Origin of the sequence: Arenimonas oryziterrae DSM 21050 = YC6267, assembly GCF_000420545.1 — a bacterium.
GTDB classification, from domain to species: Bacteria; Pseudomonadota; Gammaproteobacteria; order Xanthomonadales; family Xanthomonadaceae; genus Arenimonas; species Arenimonas oryziterrae.
Map to the genome: position 1 here is coordinate 578,636 of NZ_ATVD01000002.1, position 24,255 is coordinate 602,890.

The 24,255-nt window shown below is 65.2% G+C and carries 17 protein-coding genes and 3 tRNA genes; 4 read left to right on the plus strand and 16 right to left on the minus strand.

Annotation, left to right across the window (positions count from 1 at the left end; translation table 11 throughout):
- Positions 1-70 precede the first annotated feature (70 nt).
- Positions 71-904: a ribonuclease H-like domain-containing protein gene (locus G467_RS0107475; RefSeq protein ID WP_022969115.1), complete on the minus strand. Its 834-nt coding sequence runs from the start codon at positions 902-904 to the stop codon at positions 71-73.
- The gene (locus tag G467_RS15880; RefSeq protein WP_022969116.1) at positions 901-3,306 is read right to left on the minus strand and encodes a DEAD/DEAH box helicase; all 2,406 of its coding nucleotides are present in this window, start codon (positions 3,304-3,306) and stop codon (positions 901-903) included. Before G467_RS15880 ends, G467_RS0107475 begins: the two co-directional genes overlap by 4 nt.
- A gap of 135 nt (positions 3,307-3,441) precedes the next feature.
- Between G467_RS15880 and G467_RS0107485 the strand changes: the two genes are divergently transcribed.
- Positions 3,442-3,909, plus strand: coding sequence for an LEA type 2 family protein (locus tag G467_RS0107485; protein WP_022969117.1), 468 nt, complete (start codon positions 3,442-3,444; stop codon positions 3,907-3,909).
- Between the two features lie 46 nt (positions 3,910-3,955).
- A complete protein-coding gene (locus G467_RS0107490; RefSeq protein WP_022969118.1) occupies positions 3,956-5,746 on the plus strand; it encodes an acyl-CoA dehydrogenase C-terminal domain-containing protein in 1,791 nt (596 codons plus the stop codon).
- Between the two features lie 70 nt (positions 5,747-5,816).
- On the opposite strand, the gene G467_RS0107495 is transcribed toward G467_RS0107490, so the two are convergent.
- The 12 genes from G467_RS0107495 to uvrB all read right to left on the minus strand — a co-directional run bounded on the left by G467_RS0107495 (position 5,817) and on the right by uvrB (position 18,955).
- Positions 5,817-5,893, minus strand: a tRNA-Pro gene (locus G467_RS0107495).
- Between the two features lie 62 nt (positions 5,894-5,955).
- Entirely contained in the window at positions 5,956-6,312 is a 357-nt protein-coding gene (locus G467_RS0107500; protein WP_022969119.1) for a MerR family transcriptional regulator, read from the minus strand.
- A complete protein-coding gene (locus tag G467_RS0107505) occupies positions 6,293-6,592 on the minus strand; it encodes an integration host factor subunit alpha (RefSeq protein ID WP_022969120.1) in 300 nt (99 codons plus the stop codon). The genes G467_RS0107500 and G467_RS0107505 overlap by 20 nt, the downstream gene beginning before the upstream one ends.
- A gap of 33 nt (positions 6,593-6,625) precedes the next feature.
- Entirely contained in the window at positions 6,626-9,001 is a 2,376-nt protein-coding gene (gene pheT, locus G467_RS0107510) for a phenylalanine--tRNA ligase subunit beta (RefSeq protein WP_022969121.1), read from the minus strand.
- A gap of 44 nt (positions 9,002-9,045) precedes the next feature.
- On the minus strand, positions 9,046-10,056 hold the full coding sequence (gene pheS, locus G467_RS0107515) for a phenylalanine--tRNA ligase subunit alpha (RefSeq protein ID WP_022969122.1): 1,011 nt from the start codon (positions 10,054-10,056) through the stop codon (positions 9,046-9,048).
- Positions 10,057-10,205: 149 nt separating this feature from the next.
- Complete coding sequence (gene rplT / locus G467_RS0107520; protein ID WP_022969123.1) at positions 10,206-10,565, minus strand: 50S ribosomal protein L20; 360 nt, start codon at positions 10,563-10,565, stop codon at positions 10,206-10,208.
- A gap of 13 nt (positions 10,566-10,578) precedes the next feature.
- Positions 10,579-10,782, minus strand: coding sequence for a 50S ribosomal protein L35 (rpmI, locus tag G467_RS0107525; RefSeq protein ID WP_022969124.1), 204 nt, complete (start codon positions 10,780-10,782; stop codon positions 10,579-10,581).
- Positions 10,783-11,259: 477 nt separating this feature from the next.
- Entirely contained in the window at positions 11,260-11,787 is a 528-nt protein-coding gene (gene infC, locus G467_RS0107530) for a translation initiation factor IF-3 (protein WP_081644604.1), read from the minus strand.
- Between the two features lie 37 nt (positions 11,788-11,824).
- Positions 11,825-13,732 (minus strand): threonine--tRNA ligase, encoded by a 1,908-nt coding sequence (thrS, locus tag G467_RS0107535; RefSeq protein WP_022969126.1) that lies wholly within the window; start codon positions 13,730-13,732, stop codon positions 11,825-11,827.
- 318 nt (positions 13,733-14,050) lie between these two features.
- Positions 14,051-14,125, minus strand: a tRNA-Val gene (locus G467_RS0107540).
- A 69-nt stretch (positions 14,126-14,194) separates the two neighbouring features.
- Entirely contained in the window at positions 14,195-16,852 is a 2,658-nt protein-coding gene (locus tag G467_RS17425) for a serine/threonine-protein kinase (RefSeq protein ID WP_022969127.1), read from the minus strand.
- A 78-nt stretch (positions 16,853-16,930) separates the two neighbouring features.
- Complete coding sequence (gene uvrB / locus G467_RS0107550; protein ID WP_022969128.1) at positions 16,931-18,955, minus strand: excinuclease ABC subunit UvrB; 2,025 nt, start codon at positions 18,953-18,955, stop codon at positions 16,931-16,933.
- Between the two features lie 141 nt (positions 18,956-19,096).
- Between uvrB and G467_RS0107555 the strand changes: the two genes are divergently transcribed.
- Both G467_RS0107555 and G467_RS0107560 read left to right on the plus strand, forming a co-directional pair.
- Positions 19,097-19,624: a GspH/FimT family pseudopilin gene (locus tag G467_RS0107555; protein WP_022969129.1), complete on the plus strand. Its 528-nt coding sequence runs from the start codon at positions 19,097-19,099 to the stop codon at positions 19,622-19,624.
- An 81-nt stretch (positions 19,625-19,705) separates the two neighbouring features.
- Positions 19,706-19,782 (plus strand) — tRNA-Asn (locus tag G467_RS0107560).
- 154 nt (positions 19,783-19,936) lie between these two features.
- Here the strand turns inward: G467_RS0107560 and G467_RS0107565 are convergent.
- Positions 19,937-20,368, minus strand: a complete 432-nt coding sequence (locus tag G467_RS0107565; RefSeq protein WP_022969130.1) for a type IV pilin protein — start codon at positions 20,366-20,368, stop codon at positions 19,937-19,939.
- A gap of 55 nt (positions 20,369-20,423) precedes the next feature.
- The gene (locus tag G467_RS15895) at positions 20,424-24,248 is read right to left on the minus strand and encodes a pilus assembly protein (protein WP_022969131.1); all 3,825 of its coding nucleotides are present in this window, start codon (positions 24,246-24,248) and stop codon (positions 20,424-20,426) included.
- Positions 24,249-24,255 lie beyond the last annotated feature (7 nt).

Sequence of the window (24,255 nt, forward strand, 5' to 3'; positions counted from 1 at the left end):
CAGAAAATCGAATATTTACAGCCACTTACGGTGCTGCCCGATTTTCTGCCGATCAGCCCATCTTGTCCGCTTAGGACGCGCTCAACTTCAGCAACAGCGCGGCAAGACTGCCCAGGTCCTGATGATTATGTGCGGCGACGCGACGCAGATCGCGCGCCGACCCACCGCGGAGGTAGTCGAGCCAGGCGCGCGGTGCTTCCGATCCGGGCAGGTCGTCCTCGCGCACGACGCCGAGCAATTGCCTTTCGACCGTCGCGAGCCGGCAATTGGCCCACTGCCCGCGATAGCGTCGACGCACCGGGTGCAGCAGGTCGACGTGCGCGCGGCCCAACACCGGATCGGGCAGGCGTGCCAAGCGGTAGCGCGTGCTCAGCAAGGGTCGGTCGTAGGATTTCCCGTTGTAGGAAACCAGCACCGAGCGCGGATGCAGCCACGCGGCGAACTCGCGCAACATCGCCGACTCGGCCGCCATCGAACTCAGGTACAGCTGTCGCGTGCGCAGGCCGCCATCGCGCCAGTCGGCCGCACCGATCATGAAGGCGCGCGTGCCGGTGCCGCCGGCGAGGCCGGTGGTTTCGGTATCGAAGGCGAGCAGATCGTGGCGAGCAATCACATCCCCACCGAGGCCCTGCAAGTCGATTTGTTCGGGTGCGGACGGCCAGGGCGACCACTGCTCGACGTAGCGCAGTCCCGGCGCGATCTCGTCGCCGATCAGGACGCGATCAAGTTCTCGCGACAGCAGCGGCGCGGGCGCGATCTCCGCTCTCGCGCGGACGCCGAGCAATTTGCGCAGTTGTTCCGGCACCGGCGAACGCGCCCCCAGCAGCGTCGTTGATGGCATCGGTGACACGCCCACGCCCGCCTGTCGGCGCAGGTCCGCGAGCTTGCCGGCGAGCGCACTCATGCGGCCGCCAACAAAGCGAGCACACGCACGGCAAGCGACTTCGGCGTGTCCGCCGCCAGTTCTTCCGCGGCGAGGATCGGCCCGACGCAGGCCGGGCATCCGGCGCCGCAGTCGCATTCGGTCACCAGGGCCTGCGCGCGCGCGAGTAGTTCGTCGCGGCGCTCAAACAGGGGCGCACTCAGGCCGATGCCACCCGGATAGTTGTCGTAGAGATAGAGCGTCGGCGTAAAGCTGCGCAACTGCGAGGGATCTTCCGATTCGCCGTTCGCGCCGCGCAGTTGTCCGCGCCCGTGGGTGTCCGCGCTGGCGAACCAGGCACCATCGCCACTGCCGACGGCTTTCTGCAAATCACGTCCTTCGGCCATCACCGCGACCTGCGCGACCAGATGCAGGACATGCGACGCGCCGAGAAAGCCATCGAGTGCTTCATGTCGCGTCGCGAATGCGCCTTCCAGCACCGCCTGCGGCAACTGCCACCACAAGGACGTCGTGTGCAGTTCCTGGTCGGGCAGCGTGACCGGCCCGTAGCCGATGTTCTCGTGCGTATGAAAACGGATTTTCTTGTAGCCCGACACGCGCCGCACGACATGCACTTCGCCGTGATGAGCACTGCCCTGCCCCGCGCTGGCGGTTTCGGCCTGGTCGAGGATCTTGAGCTTGCTGTAATCGATCGCGTCCGTGTAGTAGTCGACACGCGTGCGCGTCACGTAGGCCTTGCGCCCTTCCCAGTCCAGGCGTTCGACCTGGAAGGGTTCGGACTGGATCATGTGGATCGCGCCTTCGTACAAGGTCAGTGCGGCGGCGGAATAGTCGACTTCGGCGATGATCTTCTGGCGCCCGTCGGTGCGATCGACGACGACGAAATTGCCGTCAGCGACCGAACGCAGGTTCACCGCCTGTGCTGGATAGCTGTCGGCGATCCATTCCCAGCGACCGCCCTCGTGATGCAGCACGTCGGTTTCGGCGAGCACCTGCAGCCAGGGCGCCGGATCGATCGGCCCGAAGCGGTCGCCGTCGGCGAACGGCAATTCGAAGGCGGCGCAACGGATGTGGTCCATGAGGATGAGCAACTGGTCGGGCGCGATGCGCGCATGCTCGGGCGAGGCGTTCGCGAAATATTCCGGGTGACGGATCACGTATTGATCCAGCGGCTGGCTGCTGGCGATCAATACACCGAGCGACGGTTTCTGGCGACGGCCCGCGCGGCCGAAGCGCTGCCAGGTCGCCGCGATGGAATCGGGATAGCCGTTGAGCACGACGACGTCGAGGCTGCCGATATCGACGCCCAGTTCCAGCGCCGATGTACTGACGATGCCGTCGATGCTGCCGGCGCGCATCGCCCGCTCGGCCTCGCGACGCTCGCTCGGCAGGTAGCCGCCACGATAGGAACGAATACGCGCGGGCTTGCGTGGGTCGTGATCGAAGGTTTCCTTCAGGTATTTGGTCACGACTTCGACCATCGTCCGGCTCTGGCAGAACACCAGGGTTTTCAGGCCCGCCTTGATCGCGTGGCGCGCGATACGCGTGGCCTGCGAGCGTGCCGATGCACGCAGACCCAAGTCGGGATTGACCACCGGCGGATTCCACAGCAGCACGTGCTTGTCGCCGCTGGGCGCGCCGCTGTCGGTGATCGCGCGGACCTCGTCTTCGATCAGGGCACGCGCATGCTCGAGCGGATTGCCGATCGTCGCCGAGCACAGGATGAACTGCGGGCGCACGCCGTAGAACGCGCAGATTCGCTTGAGGCGCCGGATCACGTTCGCCAGATGGGAGCCGAATACGCCACGGTAACTGTGGATCTCGTCGATGACCACATAGCGCAGGTTCTCGAAGAACTGCGCCCATTTGGTGTGATGGGGCAGGATCGCCTGGTGCAGCATGTCCGGATTGCTGACGACGATGTCGCCGTTGAGACGGATCGCCTGGCGGGCATCGCCGGGCGTGTCGCCGTCGAAGGTCGCTGCACGCAGGCCCAGATCGCCGGCGCGATTGAGATCGAGCAGTTCCGCGACCTGGTCCTGGGCCAGGGCCTTGGTCGGAAACAGGTACAGGGCCTTGCTGCCGGCCGTCATCGCCGCCGCGACCACGGGCAAGGTGAAACACAGGGATTTGCCCGAGGCGGTGGGCGTGGCCACCACGATATGTTCGCGGGCCTGCGTCGCGTCCCAGGCCTCGGCCTGGTGGCTGTAGAGCTGACCGATGCCGCGTGCGCGCAGGGCCCGGGTCAGGGCTTCGGGCAATTCGGCGGGCAGCGGCCGGTAGCGGCCGTCCTTGCCCGGCACGACGAAACTGCCAGTGATGCGTTCGGCGTATTTGCCTTGCAGGCGCTGCGCCAGGGCACGGCCGGTCGTGACTGGAGGCGCAGCGTCTTGCTCGGTCGGCGCACGGAGGATGGCGTTCATGGGCGGCCTGCAGATCGGGGCCTCCTATGTAGCGGTCCGGCGTCTCGTGGGATGAGATTGGCGTCGCCGGCGCGCGCCAAGGAAAACGGCGGCCTGTTATGCTCACCACATTCATCACCGTATGGATTTTCCCGCATGCGCCTCGTCTCCCGCCTGTGTTTCGCCCTGGTTCTGGTCACCCTGCTCGCCGGTTGTTTCGGGGGCGTGCGCAAGCAGATCAATCCGCCGCGCGCGAGCATCCAGGAGCTGGCCGCGCAAGCAAACGGACAGTGGCGGATCACGATCCGTCTGCAGAATTTCAGCAACATCCCGACCAATTTCGACACGGTGACGGCGCGCCTGAACATTGCCGGTCAGGACGCGGGCGCGATCGTGTTCAGTCCGGCGCTGAACATTGGTCCGGAGTCGGCGGATGTCTTCACCACCACGATCGCCCCGCCGCTGGCGGCGAAGGCGACGGTCGCCTCGGCGCTCGCGTCGCGCCAGGCCGTGCGTTACACCCTGAGCGGCAAGATCGCCACGCATGATCCGCGCCGCGAAGACAGTTTCAGTTACGAGAGCGTGCTCAACCCCGCTCCCGGCCTCAATGGCGTGCTGCGCTGAGTCCAGCGCCGCGCCTTCGTTCCCGAATTCGACAGGAAAGACCGACATGACCGCCTATACCGCCCCCGTGCGCGACATCAAGTTCGCGCTGTTCGACGTGATCGAAGCCGAAAAACTCTACAAGCACCTGGGCATCGCCAGCGCCGACCGCGAGCTCATGGATGCCGTGCTGGAAGAAGCCGCGAAGTTCACGCAATCGGTGCTCGCGCCGCTCAATGCCATCGGCGATGACCATGGCTGCGTGCTCGACAAGAACACCGGCGCCGTGACCACGCCGCCCGGCTTCAAGGAGGCCTACCAGCAGTTCGTCGAAGGCGGCTGGACCGGCCTGACCGCGCCCGAGGCGATGGGCGGCCAGGCCTTGCCGGAGAGCTTCGGTGCGGCGGCGAAGGAAATGATCGACGCGGCCAATCTTTCCTGGGGCAACTATCCGTTGCTCTCGCATGGTGCGACGGAAGCGCTCAAGCATCACGGCGAAGACTGGCAGAAGGAAGTCTTCCTCAAGCCGATCATCGCCGGCCGCTGGACCGGCACGATGTGCCTGACCGAATCGCATTGCGGCTCGGATCTGGGCTTGCTCAAGACGCGCGCCGAGCTGAAGGCCGACGGCAGTTACGCGATCACCGGCACGAAGATCTTCATCACCGGCGGCGAGCACGATTTCACCGACAACATCATCCATCTCGTGCTTGCGCGCCTGCCCGACGCGCCGGCAGGCGTGAAAGGCATTTCGCTGTTCATCGTGCCCAAGATCAAGGTCTCGCGCGAAGGCGTGGTCGGGGATCGCAATGCCGTGCGCTGCGGTTCGATCGAACACAAGATGGGCATCCACGGGTCGGTGACCTGCGTGATGAATTTCGACGGCGCCGAAGGCTATCTGATCGGCCAGCCGAACAAGGGCCTCAATGCGATGTTCACCATGATGAACACCGCGCGCCTCGCCGTCGGCCTGCAGGGCCTGGGCCTCATCGACCGTTCGTATCAGGGCGCGCTGCAGTACGCGCGCGACCGTCTGCAGATGCGGTCGCTGTCGGGCGCGAAATTCCCGGACAAGCCGGCCGATCCGCTGATCGTGCATCCCGACATCCGCCGCATGCTGCTGACCTGCAAATCGCTCGCCGAGGGCAGCCGCATGCTCGCCCTGCATGCGACGACCCTGGTCGACGTGCTCGAGCGCAGCGGCGATGACGAAGAACGCAAGGCCGCCGACGAACTGCTGGGCTTCCTCACGCCGATCACCAAGGCCTTGCTCACCGAATGGGCGAACGAGTGCACGTACCACGCGCTGCAGGTCTTCGGCGGCCACGGCTACATCGCCGAAACCGGCATGGAGCAATTCGCGCGCGACGCCCGCATCACCACGATCTACGAAGGCACGACGCAGATCCAGGCGCTCGACCTGCTCGGCCGCAAGATCATGCAGCTGCAGGGTGCCGGCATGCGCCGCTTCCTGGCGATGATCCAGGCGTTCTGCGAAGCGAACGCGACCAAACCCGAGCTCACCGAATTCATCCTGCCGCTGGCCGAAGTCACGCGCCAGTGGGGCGAGCTGACGATGGAAGTCGGCAAGAAAGCGATGTCGAATGCCGACGAAGTCGGTGCGGCCTCGGTCGACTACCTGTTCTATTCGGGCTACGTCTCGCTGGCCTACTGGTGGGCACGCGCCGTCGCGACCGCAAACGCGGGCGACTACCCGGAAGACTTCAAGACGATGAAGCGCGAAACCGCCCGTTTCTACTTCGCGCGCATCCTGCCCCGCATCCACTCCCATGCCGCCGCGATGCGCAGCGGCACGGCGCCGTTGATGGCGTTGGATGCGGCGTTGTTCGATAGCTGATCGCGCTTCATGATGCGAAAAGAAAAAACCCGCCGAAAGGCGGGTTCTTGATGTTGCGTGCTTTGATACTTGGTCGGGACGGCGGGATTTGAACCCACGACCCTCTGCCCCCCAGGCAGATGCGCTACCAGGCTGCGCTACGCCCCGACAGGCTGGCGATTATACGTGATTTGCTGCGGAAGGAGCGGCGCGCGCCGCTCCCGGAGACGTCAGCGCTTGAGCAGCGCGAGGACTTCCTCGAGCTCCATGCGCACCTGCTTGACGATCTGCGCCGACATGCTGGTCTCGACGCGGCCGGTTTCACCCTCCAGACGCTGGCGGGCGCCGCTGATGGTGTAGCCCTGCTCGTACAGCAGGCCGCGGATCTGGCGGATCATCAGCACATCGTGGCGCTGGTAATAGCGGCGATTGCCGCGGCGCTTGACCGGGCTGAGGCTCTCGAATTCGGTTTCCCAATAACGCAGCACATGCGGCTTGACGTCGCACAGCTCGCTGACTTCACCGATGGTGAAGTAGCGCTTCGCCGGGATGGGCGGGAGTTCGCGGTTACTGCCCGGATCCAGCATAAGCCTCCACGCGCTCCTTCAGCTTCTGTCCCGGACGGAAGGTGACGACGGTGCGCGCCGAAATCGGGATTTCCTCGCCGGTCTTCGGATTGCGGCCGGGCCGCTGGTTCTTCTGACGCAAATCGAAATTGCCGAAGCCGGACAGCTTGATGCCCTGCCCCCGCTCCAGCGACTCGCGCAGCGCATCGAAAAACGCGTCCACGAATTCCTTGGCCTCTCGCTTGTTCAGTCCCACTTCCTCGAACAAGCGCTCAGCCATTTCGGCCTTGGTCAGTGCCATGTCATCCCCTGCTGACTGCCGTTGCCGACAGCGTCAAACCCGTATCGTGGCGCCGCAGTCGGAAGCCAGCGCCGCGAGGGCGTCGGAGACCGCCTGGTCGGCGTCTAGGTCGGTCAGAGTGCGGGAAACGTCCTGCAATATCAAGCCCATAGCGAGGCTCTTTGTACCGGTTTCGAGACCTGGACCACGGTATTGATCGAACAGCACGACCTCGCGCAAACGGCCGCCGAGGACGGTTTTCAGACTCGTCTCCAGGGCGGCCCAGGGCGTCGACTCCGGGACGACGAGCGCGAGGTCCCGGCGGACGAACGGGAAGCGGGAAACCTCGCCAGCCCGGGGAACCGCGCGATCGCTGACGGCGTCCAGGTCGAGCTCGAAGCCGACAACCTCGCCTTCCAGGTCCAGGGCCTTGGCCAGGCGCGGGTGGATATGGCCGATCCAGCCCACCCGGTGGCCATTCCGCCAGATCGCCGCGCTGCGGCCGGGGTGGCCGTAGGGCTCGATCGCCGGATGGAATTCCGCCGGCCCGCCGCTCAGGGCGAGCAGGCGTTCGACATCGGCCTTGAGATCGTGAAAGTCGACCTCGCGCGCCTGCGCCGACCAGCGCTCGGCATCGGCCCGGCCGGTGGCGACCGCGGCAATGCGCCGGGTTTCGCGCGGGGCTTGCCCGGCCGCCAGATGGAAGACACGGCCCAGCTCGAACAGGCGGATGCGCCCCTGCTGACGCGCCCGATTTCGGCGCAGGGCCTCAACCAGGCCGGGCAACAGGGAGGTGCGCATGACGCCCAGCTCGGAGGTCAGCGGATTGGCCAGGGCGACGGCTCCGTCCGCGAGCTGCCAGGTGTTGAGCGTCTGCGCGTCGATGAAGGCGTAGTTGATCGTGTCGAGATAGTCGTTGGCGGCGAGCTGGCGGCGCAGCTCGCCCTCGGCAACCCGGGTCTCGCTCGGTGCCGCGAGACGGATCTGGCCGGTGGGCGTACGCACGGGAATCGCGTCGTAGCCATGGATGCGCGCGATTTCCTCGATGAGGTCTTCCTCGATCGCGATGTCGAAGCGGCGCGTCGGCGGCACGACCTGCCAACCGTCGGCGACGGTGGCGACCTGCATGCCCAGCGCACGCAGGATGCGTTCGACCTCGGCATCGGGCACGGCGATGCCGAGCACGCGCTGGAGGCGGTCGCGCCGCAGCGACACCGCCGCCGGCGTCGCGAGATGTTCGGCCAGCACGGTTTCGGTGATCGGGCCGGCCGAGCCGCCCAGGATCTGCAGCGCTAGCGCGGTCGCACGCTCCACCGCGAAGCGCGGCAGCTGCGGATCGACGCCACGCTCGAAGCGATGACCGGCATCGGTATGCATACCGAGCTTGCGCGCGCGACCGATGATCGCGCTGGGCACCCAATGCGCGGCCTCGAAGAACACCCGCGTGGTGGACTCGGTGACCCGCGTCGCCCAACCGCCCATCACGCCGCCGAGCGCGACCGCACGGTCGGCATCGGTGACGAGCAGGAAGCCGGGATCGAGCGTGACTTCGCGCTCGTCGAGCAAGGTCAGGGTTTCGCCAGCGCGCGCGTGGCGCACGATCAGCGGGCCGGTGAGCGTGTCGGCGTCGAACGCATGCAGCGGCTGGCCGAGTTCGAGCATCACGTAGTTGGTGATGTCCACCAGCGGACTGATCGGACGCAGGCCGGCGCGCTTGAGCCGCTCGCTCATCCACAGCGGGGTGCGCGCGTTAGCATCCAGGCCTTCGACGATGCGGCCGCAGAAGCGCGGGCAGTCGGCGCCGGCTTGCAGCTGCACGGAAATGGCGGCCTGCGTGGTGACCGCGGCCTCGGGAATCTGCATCGCATTGACCTGGGTGCCGAGCGCGGCGGCGACATCGAAGGCCACGCCGCGCACGCTGAAGCAGTCGGCGCGATTGGGCGTGAGCTTGAGTTCGAAACTCGCATCGGGCAGACCGAGGTAGCCCGCCAGCGGCGAGCCGACCGGCGCATCGGCGGGCAGCTCGAGCAGGCCGGAGGCATCGGGATCGATCGCCAGTTCCTTGGCCGAGCACAACATGCCGAAACTCTCGACGCCGCGCAGTTTCGCGGCCTTGATCGCCAATCCGCCGGGCAGATTCGCGCCGACCGTGGCGAGCGGCGCCTTCAGGCCCGCGCGCGCATTCGGCGCGCCGCAAACGATTTGCACCGTTTCGCCGGTACCGATCGCGACCTGGCAAACCTGCAGACGATCGGCTTCGGGATGTTTCTCCGCCGACAGGATTTCGGCGACGACGACGCCCTCGAGCGTGGCACCGATGTCCTCGACGCCCTCCACTTCCAGGCCGATCGCGGTCAGGCGCGCGGCGAGTTCGTCGCGCGATGCGCCGACGGTGACGTGTTCGCGGAGCCAGCTTTCGGGGAATTTCATGATGTGTTTTCCGGAATTGCTTGGTGTTCGTCAGGCGAGTCGTTTCAGGCGAACTGCTTCAGGAAGCGGGCGTCGTTCTCGAAGAAACTGCGCAGGTCGTTGACGCCGTAACGCAGCATCGCGAAACGCTCCACGCCCAGGCCGAACGCGAATCCGCTGTAGCGTTCGGGATCGATGCCAACGGCGCGCAGCACGTTCGGATGCACCATGCCGCAGCCGAGCACTTCCAGCCAGCGCGTACTGCCGTCGGGCTGCTGCCAGGCGATGTCGACTTCCGCCGAGGGCTCGGTGAACGGGAAGTAGCTCGGACGGAAACGCATCTCGAAATCGCGCTCGAAGAACGCACGCACGAATTCCGACAGCGTGCCCTTGAGGTCGGCGAAACTCGAGGTCTCGTCGATGAGCAGGCCTTCGACCTGGTGGAACATCGGCGTGTGCGTCTGGTCCGAATCGGAGCGATAGACCTTGCCGGCGGCGATCATGCGGAGCGGCGGTCCGCTCTTGTTGGCGACCGCGTCGGTCATGAAACGCACCTGCACACCCGAGGTGTGCGTGCGCAGCAGGCGGCCGTCGGGGAAATAGAAGGTGTCGTGCATCGCGCGCGCCGGGTGGTGCGGCGGGAAATTCAGAGCTTCGAAGTTGTGCCAGTCGTCCTCGATCTCGGGACCGTCGGACAGCTGGTAGCCGAGGCGCGCGAAGATGTCGGTGATGCGCTCGAGCGTGCGCGAGACCGGATGCAGATTACCGATGCCATTGCCGCGGCCCGGCAGGGTCACGTCGATGCTCTCGGTCGCCAGGCGTTCGGCGAACGCGGCGTCCTCGAGCACGAGCTTGCGCGCGGCGAGTGCGTCCGCGACGGTGTCTTTGGCGCGGTTGATGTGTTCGCCCACCGTCTTGCGCTGGTCCGGCGGCAAGGCGCCGAGCTGCTTGAGCTGGCCGGTGATGCTGCCGGACTTGCCGAGCAGGGCCACGCGCAGGGCATCGAGTGCCTCAAGGCTGGCGGCGACCTGGATCTGCGCCAGGGCGGAATGGGTGAGTTGTTCGATATCGCTCATGCGTTACTCGCGCTATCCGTGGCTTCGTCATCGCGACCGAGGTCGCCATGACCGACAGGAAGAAACCCCAAAAACAAAATGGGGAAGGACTCTCGCCCTTCCCCATTTCTTCGTTTCAGGCGCGATGCACAGCGCCGAATCGATGTGCCTTACGCCGCGAGAGCGCGCTTGGCCTGCTCGGCGATCTTGCCAAACGCGGGCAGATCGTGGATGGCGAGGTCAGCGAGCGCCTTGCGGTCGAGCTGGATGTTCGCCTTCAGCAGACCGTTCATGAAACGGCTGTAGCTCAGGCCGTACATGCGGGCCGCGGCGTTGATACGCACGATCCACAGGCTGCGGAACTGGCGCTTGCGCTGCTTGCGACCGATATACGCGTACTGCGCAGCCTTGGTGACGGCCTGCTTGGCGACGCGGAAGACCTTGCGGCGGGCGTTGTAGTAGCCCTTCGCAAGCTTGATGATTTTCTTGTGCCGGCGGCGTGCCGTTACACCACGTTTGACTCGTGCCATGGTTCAGTCCTCCTCAGAGATAGGGCAGCTGGCGATCAAGACGGCCGGAATCCTCGGCGCGGACGTGGTTCGTCTGGCGGAGGTTGCGCTTACGCTTGGTCGATTTCTTGGTGAGGATGTGGCTACGGTTTGCGTGGCCTGCCTTGTACTTGCCGGAAGCGGTCTTCCGGAAGCGCTTGGCTGCCGCACGATTGGTCTTGATCTTGATCTTGGCCATGTGGGTGTCCTTTCGGTTTTATTTGACTGACCTGGGCGCCTGGCTGTCATGCGTCATCGCGAGTTCGTCGCGAAGACCCATGGAGCCCGGTCTTTCCGTCCTGCCCGTGTCGGCTTGTAAGTTCTTGATTCGAAAAGAATCTAAAACAGGTCCAAAGCGGTTTCGCCCGATGAACCGGGCCCGGATTCCGCGCCGGGGCCTTGGCCGAAGCCAAGAACCGGAGATTATGCAGGAAAGTCAGGGGCTTAGGCAAGGTCCATCGTAGTAGGAGCTGCCCTCACCCCGGCCCTCTCCCCGAGGGGAGAGGGAGTCGGCTATTCCCGCCCTTCTCCCACCGGGAGAAGGTGCCCGAAAGGCGGATGAGGGTCGGCGACCTGGCCTGGAAAAGAGAAACGCGCCTGGCGGCGCGTTTTGCCCTCACCCTTTGCCCTCTCCCGGGGGGAGAGGGGAACGGCAGGTGTCCGGCCTGCGGCCGGATTACTTTCTCTTGGGGGCGATCATCATGATCATCTGGCGGCCCTCGAGGCGGGGGCGCTGCTCGATGACCACTTCGTCGGCCAGGTCCGTCTCGATGCGACGGGCCATTTCCATGCCCAACTCCTGGTGCGCCATTTCGCGACCCTTGAAGCGGATGTTGACCTTGACCTTGTCGCCCTCTTCGAGGAACCGACGCAGGTTGCGCAGCTTGATGTTGTAATCGCCATCGTCGGTGGTCGGACGGAACTTGAGTTCCTTGATCTCGACGATCTTCTGCTTCTTCTTGGCCGCGTTGGCCTTCTTCTGCAGTTCGAACTTGAACTTGCCGTAATCCATGATGCGGCAGACCGGCGGATCCGCCGTCGGCTGGATTTCGACCAGGTCGAGACCCGACTCTTCCGCCAGCGCCAGCGCTTCGTCGCGCGACAGCACGCCAACCATTTCGCCGTCCGCACCGATCACGCGCACGCGCGGGACGCGGATCTCATTGTTCTTGCGATTACCTTTTTCTGTGGCTGGCGTATTGATGCGTGAATCCTCGTTCGTTGATCGGTTTCCGGACGCCTCAGGCGGCCGGGGTTGATTCGTTCCGCAGCTTCTCGGCGAACGCCTCGACGCTCATTGTGCCCAAATCTTCGCCGCTGCGGGTGCGCACGGCCACCAGGCCCAGTTCCTTCTCGCGGTCGCCGACCACCAGCAGGTAGGGGACTTTCTGCAGCGTGTGCTCGCGGATTTTATAGCCGATTTTCTCGTTCCGCAAATCGCTGGCGACCCGGAAGCCTTGATTTGCAAGGGTTTTCTGGACCCCGGCGACATAGTCGCCCTGGGCGTCGGTAATGTTGAGGACTACCGCCTGCACCGGCGCCAGCCACGACGGCAGGGCGCCGGCATGGTTTTCGATGAGGATGCCCAGGAAACGCTCCATCGAGCCGACGATGGCCCGGTGCAGCATGACCGGGTGCTGGCGGGCCGAATGCTCGTCCACGTACTCGGCGCCCAGGCGCTCGGGCATCATGAAATCGACCTGCATCGTGCCGACCTGCCAGCCGCGGCCGATCGAATCGCGCATGTGGTACTCGATCTTCGGACCGTAGAACGCGCCCTCGCCCGGCAGCTCCTGCCATTCGACGCCGCAGGCGGCGAGCGCCGCGCGCAACGCGCCTTCGGCCTTGTCCCAGGTCTCGTCCGTGCCGAGCCGCTTTTCCGGCCGCAGGGCGATCTTGAGCGAGATGTCCGAGAAGCCGAACTGCGTGTAGACCGCCATCGCCTGGCGATGGAAGGCGGTGACTTCCGATTCGATCTGCTCGGGCGTGCAGAAGATGTGGCCGTCGTCCTGAGTAAACGAACGCACGCGCATGATGCCGTGCAGCGCACCCGACGGTTCGTTGCGGTGGCAGGAACCGAACTCGCCGTAACGGATCGGCAGATCGCGATAGCTGTGCAGGCCGTGGTTGTACACCTGCACGTGGCCCGGGCAGTTCATCGGCTTGATCGCGTAGGTGCGCTTTTCCGATTCGGTGAAGAACATGTTCTCGGCGTAGTTGTCCCAGTGGCCGGACTTCTTCCATAGCGAGACATCGAGAATCTGCGGGCAGCGCACTTCCTGATAGCCCGACTGCAGGTAGACCTTGCGCATGTACTGCTCGACGACCTGCCACAGCGCCCAGCCTTTCGGATGCCAGAACACCATGCCCGGCGCTTCTTCCTGCTGGTGGAACAGGTCGAGGGCCTTGCCGATCTTGCGGTGATCGCGCTTCTCGGCTTCTTCGAGCTGCAGCAGATACGCCTTGAGGTCCTTGTCGTTCAACCAGGCCGTGCCGTAGATGCGGCTGAGCATCTGGTTGTTGGAATCGCCGCGCCAATAGGCGCCGGCCACCTTCATGAGCTTGAACGCGCGCAGCTTGTCGGTCGCGGGCACATGCGGGCCGCGGCACAGGTCGATGAAGTCGCCCTGGGCGTACAACGACAGATCCTCGGTCGCCGGAATGGACTCGATGATCTCGGCCTTGAAGTTCTCGCCCATGTTCTTGAAGAACGCGACGGCGTCGTCGCGCGATTTCACCGAACGCGTGACCGGCAGCGCTTCCTTGACGATCTTGAGCATCTCTTCTTCGATCTTCGGAAGGTCGTCCGGGGTGAACGGACGCTCGTAGGCGAAGTCGTAGTAGAAGCCGTTGTCGATGACCGGGCCGATGGTCACCTGCGCGCCCGGAAACAGGCGCTGCACGGCCTGGGCCAGCAGATGGGCCGTCGAGTGGCGCAGCACGTCGAGCGCATCGGGATGCTTCTCGGTGACGATCTCCAGCGAGGCGTCGTGATCGATGCGGAAACTGGTGTCGACCAGCTTGCCGTCGACCTTGCCCGCGAGAGCGGCCTTGGCCAGACCGGCGCCGATGGACGCGGCGACTTCGGCGACGGATACGGGCTGTTCGAACAGGCGCTGGCTGCCGTCGGGGAGAGTGATGTTGATCATGGCGGGAATCTTCGATGTCTTCGTGTAGGAGCCAGCTTGCTGGCGACCGACCGACGTGGTCGCCAGCAAGCTGGCTCCTACGATCGGCAGGCGGAAAAATAAAAAAGGACGCCAGGCGTCCTTCGTGCGCGACGAGAACCTGGCGGACCTATCGGTGGCGGCTGGTAGTGCTCATGTCGCACGCTCGACGGCGGTTTCCCGACGTCACCTGGATGGGCTGTGTAGACGGAATTTAGTGCCCCGGGCCGCCCGATGTCAAAAACGAAAACGGCCCGGCAGAGCCGGGCCGCGGAATTCGGGGGTCACGCCGGGAAGGCGTGGTGGGCGATACAGGGTTCGAACCTGTGACCCCTACCATGTCAAGGTAGTGCTCTACCGCTGAGCTAATCGCCCGAATAAGGCGCGCATTCTAATGCAGCGGGGGCGCTTCAGGCAAATTGTCGGCCGATCCGGGGACACGCGTCACGGACTGGCTGGCGTGGCCGCCGCCGGGCCCGAGGGCAGCGGGCTTTCGCGCCGGCACGCCTGATCCCGTTCCCGGGCCTGGGAAAGTTGCGGTCGGTCGGTCGGTGCGAGTTTTCCCGCTTTTTCGATCTGCTGCCAGAGTCCGAGGCTTTCCGCGATCCAGGCGCAGCGCTGGCCCGACGTCGCTGGCGCAAGCACGCGGTCCTCCAGCGCGACGGCGAGATCGCGGCGCGCCGACACCGTGCCCGGCGAGGCCTGCCAGCGCTGGCGCGCCGTGTCGATGGCGGCGTCCAGATAGGGCACGGCGCTGTCGCCCTGGCCGTTCTCCAGCAGAGCCACGCCGAGACGCTTGTTGGTCGCGGCGAAATCGCGCTGATGCTCGGTCTGCGTGGGATCGCCGTCGCGCAGGCGGCGATATCCTTCGAGGCCCGCCCGGTAGTCGGCGATCGCTTCGTTGCGTCGCTCGAGCGACAGCAAGGCATCGCCGCGCTTGTTGTGCATCAGGGCGAGATCGCGCGCAGCGCGCAGGTCGTTGGGATCGGCTTGCGTCACGCGCTCGGCGATCGCCAGGCCGCGTGCATAGGCAGCGAGCGCGGCCTGGTCCTTGTGCGACCACAGCAGGATTTCGCCCTGTTTCATCAACGACACCTGATACGCATGCGCGAGATAGACATCGTCGGGATGCGCCGCGCTTTGCGCCGCCCAGATCGTCAATGCCTCCGCGATCTCGCGCTCGGCTTCGTCGTATCGCTCCAGCCAGGCCAGGGCATCGGCGCGGCGCGTGTGACAGATCGCCGCCGTGTCGCGCATGCTGTCGTCGGAGCGGGCGGCCGCGACGATGTCCGGACAGACGCAATCGTAGGTGGCGAGGGATTTCTCCAGCTCGCTGTTCCAGAACTGCACGTCGCCCAATCCGATGACTGCCGTGGCGTATTCGCGTTGAATCGCCGCGGTACGTTGGTGCGCGCGTGCACGGTCGAGTATCGGCAGCGCGGCGCGATAGGCCTTTTCGGACGCCGGAAGATCGTTGTCCCAGAAAGCGAAGGCGCCGCGTGCGGCCAAGGCGCGCGCCAGCTCCAACTGCAGGCGATCATCCTTGGGTCGCAGGGCGAGCGCGCGCCGGATGAGGTCTTCCGCGCGCTGGAAATGCAGACGCGCCGACACCGTATCGCCGATGTTGGGCTGGAGGGGGTTGCCAGAAATGTCACCGAGGCGCCGTTCGACGATCGCCAGATCGGCGAGCAGGTCGGGATCGTCCTGGGCATCGCTCGCCAGCTGCTGCAGGTAAGTCTTGGTGCGATCGACCAGTTGCCGGCGCGCGTCGATGGTTCCGGGCACGTTGGCCAGGCGGTCCTGAAAATCGAACAGCACATCCTTGACCAATCCGCGCGACAAATCGAATCGCCGCTGCGCCAGCGCCCGCTGTTTTTCTGCCTCCTGCGCCTGCCAGTGGGTCGAGAGCAGGCCGCCGCCCAGCGCCAGCATCACCGCCGCCGCTGCGCCTACCGCCAGCCAATGCCGGCGTAGCCAGCGCGCCGTCCGATAGCCCACGCTGCCGCGACGCGCGAGCACCGGCTCGTGCGCCTGATAACGACGAAGATCTTCGGCCAGCTCGCGCGCCGAACCGTATCGCAGGTTCGGTTCCCGACGCAGGCACTTGAGCACGATGTCGTCGAGATCGCCGTGCAGGCGCCGCGACAATCGCTTGCGTTCGGACTCCGCCAGGCGTGTCGATGCCAGCGCCGCGCGGCTCGGGCGTTCCGGGCCGGTTTTTTCGATCGCCTGCAGCTGCGCGAGGGCGCTGGTGCTTTGCGCATGCGGTAACTGGCCGCTCAGGAGCCGATACAACAAAGCACCGAGCGAGTAGATATCGCTGGCGACCGTGATCGGACGTCCGTCCATCTGCTCCGGACTGGCGTAATGCAGAGTGAAAGCCTGCGTCTTCGTGCGGCCGTCGTCGCCTTGATCGCCGGTCTCCATTTCCTTGGCGATGCCGAAGTCGAGCAGTTTCGTCTCGCCCTCCCCGGCCACCAATACATTCGCCGGCTTGATGTCGCGATGCACGATCAGCGCGCGATGCGCATGTTCGACAGCCGCACAAACCTGCAGGAACAATTCCAATATGCGCTCGACCGGCAGGCCGTCGGCATACAGATCGAGCGGCACGCCGTCGACATATTCCATGACGAGGAACGGCCGACCATCCGGCGTCTCGCCGCCATCGAGCAGACGTGCGATATGCGGGTGCTCTAGACGCGCCAGCGCCTGGCGTTCGCGACGGAACCACGCGATCGCTTCGCGATTGCCGAGAAAGGTGCCGATGAATTTGATCGCGACTTGCTTTGAGAATGCTTCGTCGGCGCGCTCGGCGAGCCACACCTCGCCCATGCCGCCCTGGCCCAGACGTCGCAGGAGGCGATAGGGGCCGATGCGCCCGCCTTCGCTCGGACCGAGCGTGCCCCCCGGTGGAAGCGCGCCGTCGCCGAGCACCTGGGTCGCGGCCGGCGCGTCGTGATGGAGCAGATGCCGCAGCGTCGCGGCTTCGTCGGGCGAACGCGTCGCCAGCTCGCGCAGCCAGCGTTCGCGAGCTTCACCGGCATGCGTCATGGCCTCGCGCAACAAGGCCCCGATGTCCGTTTTCCCGCTGTCGGTCATGGCCCCTCCCCGACCCGATTCTGCGGGCCGGCACCGGCAGGGGCAAGCGCCCGACGCCGAGAGTCCGGGGCGCCGCCGCTAAACCGGCGACTGCAGCGACGCGGCCTTCAGGCGCTGGATCTCGTCGCGGATCTTGCCGGCCTGCTCGAACTCCAGGTCGCGTGCATGCTGGTACATCTGCGATTCGAGCTGCTTGAGCTTCGCGGCGAGCTTGGTCGGATCGAGGATGGGGTAGTCGCCGCCGCCCTCGGCGACCCGGCGTGCCTTGTCGCGGCCGCGCGGCGATTCGTTGTCGCTCGAACGCGCACCCTCCATCACGTCGAGAATCTCGCGCTTCACCGAGGTCGGCACGATGCCGTGATCGAGGTTGTACTGCACCTGCTTGGCGCGGCGGCGATCGGTTTCATCGATCGCGATCTTCATCGAGTTGGTGACCCGGTCGGCATAGAGGATCGCCTTGCCGCGCAGGTTGCGCGCAGCGCGCCCGATCGTCTGGATCAGCGAGCCGGCCGAACGCAGGAAACCTTCCTTGTCAGCGTCGAGAATCGCGACGAGCGATACCTCGGGCATGTCCAGGCCCTCGCGCAACAGATTGATGCCGACCAGTACGTCGAAGACGCCCAGGCGCAAGTCGCGGATGATTTCGACACGCTCCACGGTCTCGATGTCAGAATGCAGGTAGCGCACGCGCACGTTGTGCTCGGCCAGGTAGTCGGTGAGGTTTTCGGCCATGCGCTTGGTCAGCGTCGTCACCAGCACGCGGTCGCCCATCTTGGTGCGCAGGTTGATTTCCGACAGCAGGTCGTCGACCTGGGTGGCGACCGGGCGGATCTCGATTTCCGGATCGATCAGGCCGGTGGGGCGCACCAGCAGCTCGACGACATGATCGCCGGAGTGCTCGAATTCGTACTTGCCCGGCGTCGCCGACACGAAGATCGCGCGCGGCGAACGCCGCTGCCATTCCTCGAACTTCAGGGGGCGGTTGTCCAGGGCCGACGGCAGGCGGAAGCCGAAATTCACCAGCGTTTCCTTGCGCGACCGGTCGCCCTTGTACATGGCGCCGAGCTGCGGAATGGTCACGTGCGATTCGTCGACGACCAGCAAGGCATCCGGCGGCAGATAGTCGTACAGACAGGGCGGCGGCTCCCCGGGCATGCGTCCGGTCAGATGGCGCGAGTAGTTCTCGATGCCGGTGCAGAAACCCACCTCGGCCATCATCTCGATGTCGAACTGGGTCCGCTGCTGCAGCCGCTGGGCTTCGACCAGCTTGTTCTCGCGATAGAAATACTCGAGCCGTTCCTTCATCTCCGGCTTGATCGTCTCGATCGCGTCGAGCACCGTGCGGCGCGTGGTGACGTAGTGCGACTTCGGGTACAGCGTGAAGCGCGGCAACTTGCGGTAGACCTCGCCGGTCAGCGGATCGAACAGGGCGATGTTCTCGATCTCGCCGTCGAACAACTCGACGCGCAGGGCCTCGACCTCGCTTTCGGCCGGATGGATGTCGATGACCTCGCCGCGCACGCGATAGGTCGCGCGACGCAGTTCGGTGTCGTTGCGCGCGTACTGCATCTCGGTCAGGCGGCGGATCAGCTCGCGCTGGTCGATGCGCTCACCGCGCACGAGATGCAGGACCATGCGGAAATATTCGTTCGGATCGCCGAGGCCGTAGATCGACGAAACGGTGGCGACGATCAGCGCGTCGCGACGCTCGAGCAGGGCCTTGGTCGCCGACAGGCGCATCTGCTCGATGTGCTCGTTGATCGACGAGTCCTTCTCGATGAAGGTATCGCTGGCCGGAACATAGGCTTCGGGCTGGTAGTAGTCGTAATAACTGACGAAATATTCGACCGCGTTGTGCGGAAAGAAGCTCTTGAATTCGCCGTACAGCTGCGCGGCAAGCGTCTTGTTCGGCGCCAGCACCAGGGTGGGTTTCTGGATCGCCTGCACGACGTTCGCGATCGTGAACGTCTTGCCCGAGCCGGTGACGCCGAGCAGGGTCTGGTGCGCGAGGCCCGATTCGAAGCCCGCGATCAGCTGGCGGATCGCCTCCGGCTGGTCGCCGGCGGGCTCGAAGGGCGAAACGATTTCGAAGCGGTCGGACATGGGCGGCTCATCCGTGCAATCGCTCAGTATAGTCCGAGCGATTTTCCGTCGGAGGACTCCTACCCTTCCGGCGTGAATCGACCGATGGCTGCGGGGTCCGGGCGGACCGAAGCTCGCTCCCTGACCTGCAGGGAGCCGTCGATGCGCCGTCGCCGTGGTTACAGCCTCGTGGAACTGGTCTTCACGCTCGCCCTCGTCGCCTTGCTCAGCCTGCTGGCCCTGCCCGGCCTGGCGCAACTGGTGGTCCACGACCGGGTCGCGTCCGCGACCAATCGCCTGCAGGCGGAAATGAACCGCGCGCGCTACGACGCGATCATGCGCAGCCGCTACGTCAGTCTGTGCGGGTCGTCGGACAGCGAGCACTGCCATGGTTCGCCGGACTGGTCGCAGGGCACGATCACCTTCGTCGATCGCGACAGCGATGGCGACCGCGACGCCGACGAATTGCTGATCAGCGTGTTGCAATCCACCGACCTGCACGGCCTGCATGTGGCCAGCAGCGTCGGACGGCCGGTGCTGAGTTTTCGGCCGGACGGACGCACGGCAGGAACCAATCTGAGCTTGCAGGTATGCAATCGTGAGCACCAGACCCTGCGCCGGATCATCGTCAACATCTCCGGCCGCAACCGCACCGAGCCGGTCCAGACCGCGACGATCTGCCCGTTTTGATGCGGTTTCGAGGCCTGGAGTGGCTATTTCGCGCTCGTCCGCCTTGACCATCCGGCCAGTCAAGGTAAAATGCGCCTCCCCGCCCGAATAGCTCAGCCGGTTAGAGCACTTGACTGTTAATCAGGGGGTCGTTGGTTCGAGTCCAACTTCGGGCGCCATGGAATTCAAGGGCTTGCGATCGCATCGCAGGCCCTTTTTCTTTGCCGGAAAATCAACGGGCATAGCGGCAGTCCAGCCCTTTCGCCGCCGCCAGAAACAGAAAGGCCTGCATCTCTGCAGGCCTTTCGGGTCGAACCTTTCAGCGATCCGCGATCAGCGGGTGCCCCAGCATTCGCCGACCGTACCTTCCGTGACCGACTTCAGGCCGGTCTGGGTGATCGCCAGGCCATCGCAGATGTCATTGACCTGATCCACTTGCGCGGTCGCGGTCAGCGTGTAGGTCGTCTGCGTGATGTTGGACGCGGCAATCGTATAGAACGGCACCGTGGCTTCATTGGGCGACTGCTTGCGCGACGCCGGCACCAGGGTGGCATTGGTCCAGTAGCCGACGTAGGTGTTGTTCGCGGTGTAGAAGCGCTCGAAGTCGTTGGTCAGCGCGATCATGTCGGCCACGCCACGTGCCCGGCGCGTCTTTCGCACGCTGTCGCGATAACTGTTGATCGCCAGCGCCGCGAGGATCGCGATGATCGCAACGACGATCAGCAGTTCGATCAGGGTGAAACCGAATTGCTTGTTGGTCTTCATGCACGGGTGTCCTTAAGCAGGGCCCGCGCCGGGGTCGGCGCGGGCGGGTTTCGTATTACCTCAGCTGACGCCAAGACTGTCGACCGGTCGGACGGCACTTCTGCATGTCCAGACCCTGCACCTTGATGGTGATGGGCGAGAAGCCGAACGGGCAGGTATTGCCGCCGCCCGGAGGCGCCGGAGGATCGGATCCCGGCGCGATGCAGCCGGGCGGCTGCGCCGCGGGCGGATCCGGGCAGTATTCGGGCAAGGGCGTGGAGCAGCCCGGCGTACCCGGCTGGCACACCGGCTTGGGCACGGCGATCGTTGCATTGATCACCGGGGCGCCGCCGCCGATACCGATCGCACCGCAACCACCGCTCGCGCAGGGCGAGCTGCCGTTGGGCAGGCCGATCTTCACATCACCCAGGCGGCTGATGCCGCTCAGCGTGCTCAAACCGTAGAACCAGTTCTTGCCGCCCGGGCTGCACTCGTCGCCAACCGGCTCGAACGTGGCCATGTAGACCGTGCCCGAATCGATGATCGGACGACCGATGAACATTTCGCCCTTGCCGTTGGTGTCGGTGCTGACCTTCAGATCCATGTACCAGCCGCGTTTGACCGCGTAGTCCACGGGATTGCCGCTGGTCGCACGCACCTGGTAACTCACGGGCGGCGTGCCCACGGTCACAGTGGTCTGGGTGAGGATCGTCTGGGCCTGCAGGTTCGCACGCACACCGCCCGAACCGGTATCGACGACCGCGTAGATGGTCTGGATCTGCGGCGTGGCCGTCGGCGAGGCGTCGGCGGCGACCAGGTAACGGCCCGTTCCGAACACGATCATGCGGTTGCCGTTCGGGCCGGTGGTGACTTCGAGGCCGCCGGTGATCGGCTGCACGGCATTGGCCGCATCGCGCGCAGTGAACACGGGCACGCCGGCGTAGGCCGCGCTCCAGCTGGTCGCGTTGATGTTGGAAATGTCGAACTTCCACAGGTTGCCCTGCAGGTCGCCACCGTAAACGGTGTCGGCGTTGCCGTCCTTGTCCAGGTCGACCACGGCGATCTGGCCCAGGCCGTTATCACCCGCGGCACCGACCGGAATCTTCTTGATGATCTGACCGGTGAACACGTCGATCGCCAGCAGGATCGCTTGCTCGCTCGTGCTGTTGTAGCCGTTCGGCACCAGCGCGATCCAGCGCGGCGCGCCCGCCGTGCGGACCGGCACGATGACCGGCTTGGCATAGATCAGGCCGATGTCGGAATCGATCGAGGAATTGAGTTCCCATTTGATGTCCGACGCGGCGAAGGCGGTGCCACCGACACGGCTGACGTCAAGACCGTAGATCGAACGACCACCCGCACCGGCAGTGCCGATCAGGTAGGTCTTCCAGGCGGTGCCGTTGTACACGTCGGCGACGTTGATCTGGCCGTCGACGTAATACGTATGGTCATAGCGCTTGTTCGCCAACTGACCCATCTTGCCGATCACGGCCTGCGGGATGTAGCCGAACAGTTCGACACCGGTATCGCCGCGGAAGGCATGCAGCATGCCGTCATTGGCACCGACGTAGACCACCGGAATCGGCATCGCCGCCGGCTTGGTCGTGTTGAAGTAGGTCGTGTAGGTCGTGCCCGGCGCGCCCGACAAGGTCTGGTAGCCGAAGTTGTCGTACTTCGACGCAATCGCCGGAATGGAGTTGACGATGTCGCCGATGCGCGTCGTGCGATTGCGGAAGGGGCCGCCGTTGCGCTTCTCCATCGTCGTGTCGCCGCGCAGATACGTGACGATCTGGGCCGCGGTCGTGCCGGTCGGGAACAGCGCGGCCGTACCGGCGCCGATGTCGGCCGGGTTGATGCCGAGCGTGGCCAGCTTCGCCGTTTCCGTGCCGCCGAGGTTGGTATCGACGAACGTGGCGTTGGCGATCACCGTGCTGATGCCCGGCGTACGCGTGGTGAGAATATTGCGCGAACCGGCCGCCGGCACGAGTCCGGACGCCTGCCACAACACTGCGCCGTCGCTGCCGTTGTCGTTCAGGGCCGTCGCAGTCAGTTCACCCGACCAGTCGACGCCATTCTCGCGGACCTTGAAGCTGGGTTCGACGATGAACGACGTACCCAGGCCGATGCGCGCACCGGTCAGGGACTGCGTGCCCGCGTCCTGCGCCGAATCGAGCACCGAGTTGAGCACCGCCGCCATCGCATCGCTCACGGCCTGCGGTGTGCTGGCGTTGATGAACTTGCCGCGGGTATTCACCGTCGCGTGCCAGATGTCGTCGACCGTGCTGGGGTTGTCGTTCTGCATCGACGGCCAGGCAGGAACCGTCGTGTACGGATCGGCGGTGGCCGCCGCATTGACGCCGTAGGTGTAACCCTTGGCGCCCAGCGTCACGCCATAGAAGTTCATGTGCAGATTGGTCTGGCAGTCGAGCTTTTTGTCCAGCGGCACCACATTGCAGTTTGGCGAAACCGCGACCTGGCCCGCCGCCTTCGTGGGGGCCGCAATGAGCGGCGACGTGCCGCCCGCGCCGATGGAGCCGTCGGTATTGAGGTAGTACTTGGTCGCGATGTCAGCCATCGTGCCCGAGTTGCCGTCCGCGAACGGCGAGCCCATGCCGCCGTCGTTGTTCGTGGCGATCGGCGAGTCCTGGTTGCTGTAACCGTCGGTGAAGAGCATGCCGGCGTTGACCTGGCAGGCCAACTTGACCGGTGCCGCAGCATCCGTGCGCTGGAACTGCTGGCCGATGTAGTCCACCGCCTGGCGATTGGGCGTGCTGCCGCTCGGACGCAGGTTCGTGCTCATGAAGGTGTACAGGGACGCGCGCTGGCTGGCCGCGCTCACCTTGTCCATGTCCCACATCGTCACGGGATTGCGATCGTTGATGGTCAGCATGCCGATGCGCATGAACTGCACGTCGGCGAGCGAACGCGTCAACGCGGCATTGATCGAGCGCATGCGGTCGCCGTAGTACGAGAACCAGTTGGCGAAGTTCTGCTGCGCGTTGGTGTAGTCGGCCGCGACGGCATAGTTCGCCGGCTTGATCTCATATCGGTACATGTCCACGCCGATACCGCCGGCGTTCGGCGCCAGGACGCGGTTGGCGACGGTAAAGCCCGCAGGCGCCGGCGTCGTCGTCTTGAGATAGAACACCGCCGGGTAGTACTGGAAGCCGACTTCGCACGAGGCGGTCACCGTCGTGGCGGCCGCCAGGGTCACCCACGTATTGCGCTGGGCCGCAGTGGCACCCAGGCCGCCGCAAGCAGCGGTGCCGGCGAGATAGTACTTCGAGCCGTTCGGCATGATCATGCCGTTCTGGAAGACGAACATCTCTTCGGCGACCGGAATCGTGTCGGCATCGTCAGCGCGGTCGGTGACGACCGAGAACAGATTGATCGTCGGCACGGCATCGCGCGGGTCGACGCGGGTCGCAGTCACCGAGGCGTTGGCGAAATCCAGGCCGGTGGAATCCTTCCAGGGACCATAGGTCACGGCCGGATTGAAGTAGGCCGGATTGTATTCGGGCGAACGCGAGAAACCGTAATTGTCCAACGGCGGGATCGCGCGACGGTTCGTGGCGATGCGGTGTCCCGGCGTCGGGATCACGTGGTGGTACTGGCTGACGTCGCCGGCGGTGTTCAGCGTCGAACCCGCCGAGAAGAAGCCGTTGGTCGCGCGGTTGGCGTTCAACCAGAAGGCCTGGCCGTCGGCGCCCGGGAACAGGGTCTCGAAGGTCATGGAGCCCGAGTCATCGACCGCGATGATGAAGGCGGGCTTGATGCGTCCGTTGAGGAACAGCGGCGACTCGGAAATATCGAGCGGCGTCGCGGACGCCGTTCCCGATTGCCCTGCGAGCAGGGTCCCGATGAGAGCGAATACGATCGCGCGGGTCTTGCTGGAAGTCATGACGGGA

Excerpts from the sequence above, each read along its gene's own strand:
- G467_RS17425 (WP_022969127.1), bottom strand. The coding sequence starts at position 16,852 with ATGACCGACAGCGGGAAAACGGACATCGGGGCCTTGTTGCGCGAGGCC.
- G467_RS15895 (WP_022969131.1), bottom strand. The coding sequence starts at position 24,248 with ATGACTTCCAGCAAGACCCGCGCGATCGTATTCGCTCTCATCGGGACC.
- rpmI (WP_022969124.1), bottom strand. The coding sequence starts at position 10,782 with ATGGCCAAGATCAAGATCAAGACCAATCGTGCGGCAGCCAAGCGCTTC.
- G467_RS0107490 (WP_022969118.1), top strand. The coding sequence starts at position 3,956 with ATGACCGCCTATACCGCCCCCGTGCGCGACATCAAGTTCGCGCTGTTC.
- G467_RS0107565 (WP_022969130.1), bottom strand. The coding sequence starts at position 20,368 with ATGAAGACCAACAAGCAATTCGGTTTCACCCTGATCGAACTGCTGATC.
- rplT (WP_022969123.1), bottom strand. The coding sequence starts at position 10,565 with ATGGCACGAGTCAAACGTGGTGTAACGGCACGCCGCCGGCACAAGAAA.
- uvrB (WP_022969128.1), bottom strand. The coding sequence starts at position 18,955 with ATGTCCGACCGCTTCGAAATCGTTTCGCCCTTCGAGCCCGCCGGCGAC.
- pheS (WP_022969122.1), bottom strand. The coding sequence starts at position 10,056 with ATGAGCGATATCGAACAACTCACCCATTCCGCCCTGGCGCAGATCCAG.
- G467_RS0107485 (WP_022969117.1), top strand. The coding sequence starts at position 3,442 with ATGCGCCTCGTCTCCCGCCTGTGTTTCGCCCTGGTTCTGGTCACCCTG.
- pheT (WP_022969121.1), bottom strand. The coding sequence starts at position 9,001 with ATGAAATTCCCCGAAAGCTGGCTCCGCGAACACGTCACCGTCGGCGCA.
- G467_RS0107505 (WP_022969120.1), bottom strand. The coding sequence starts at position 6,592 with ATGGCACTGACCAAGGCCGAAATGGCTGAGCGCTTGTTCGAGGAAGTG.
- G467_RS15880 (WP_022969116.1), bottom strand. The coding sequence starts at position 3,306 with ATGAACGCCATCCTCCGTGCGCCGACCGAGCAAGACGCTGCGCCTCCA.
- G467_RS0107555 (WP_022969129.1), top strand. The coding sequence starts at position 19,097 with ATGCGCCGTCGCCGTGGTTACAGCCTCGTGGAACTGGTCTTCACGCTC.
- G467_RS0107500 (WP_022969119.1), bottom strand. The coding sequence starts at position 6,312 with ATGCTGGATCCGGGCAGTAACCGCGAACTCCCGCCCATCCCGGCGAAG.
- G467_RS0107475 (WP_022969115.1), bottom strand. The coding sequence starts at position 904 with ATGAGTGCGCTCGCCGGCAAGCTCGCGGACCTGCGCCGACAGGCGGGC.
- thrS (WP_022969126.1), bottom strand. The coding sequence starts at position 13,732 with ATGATCAACATCACTCTCCCCGACGGCAGCCAGCGCCTGTTCGAACAG.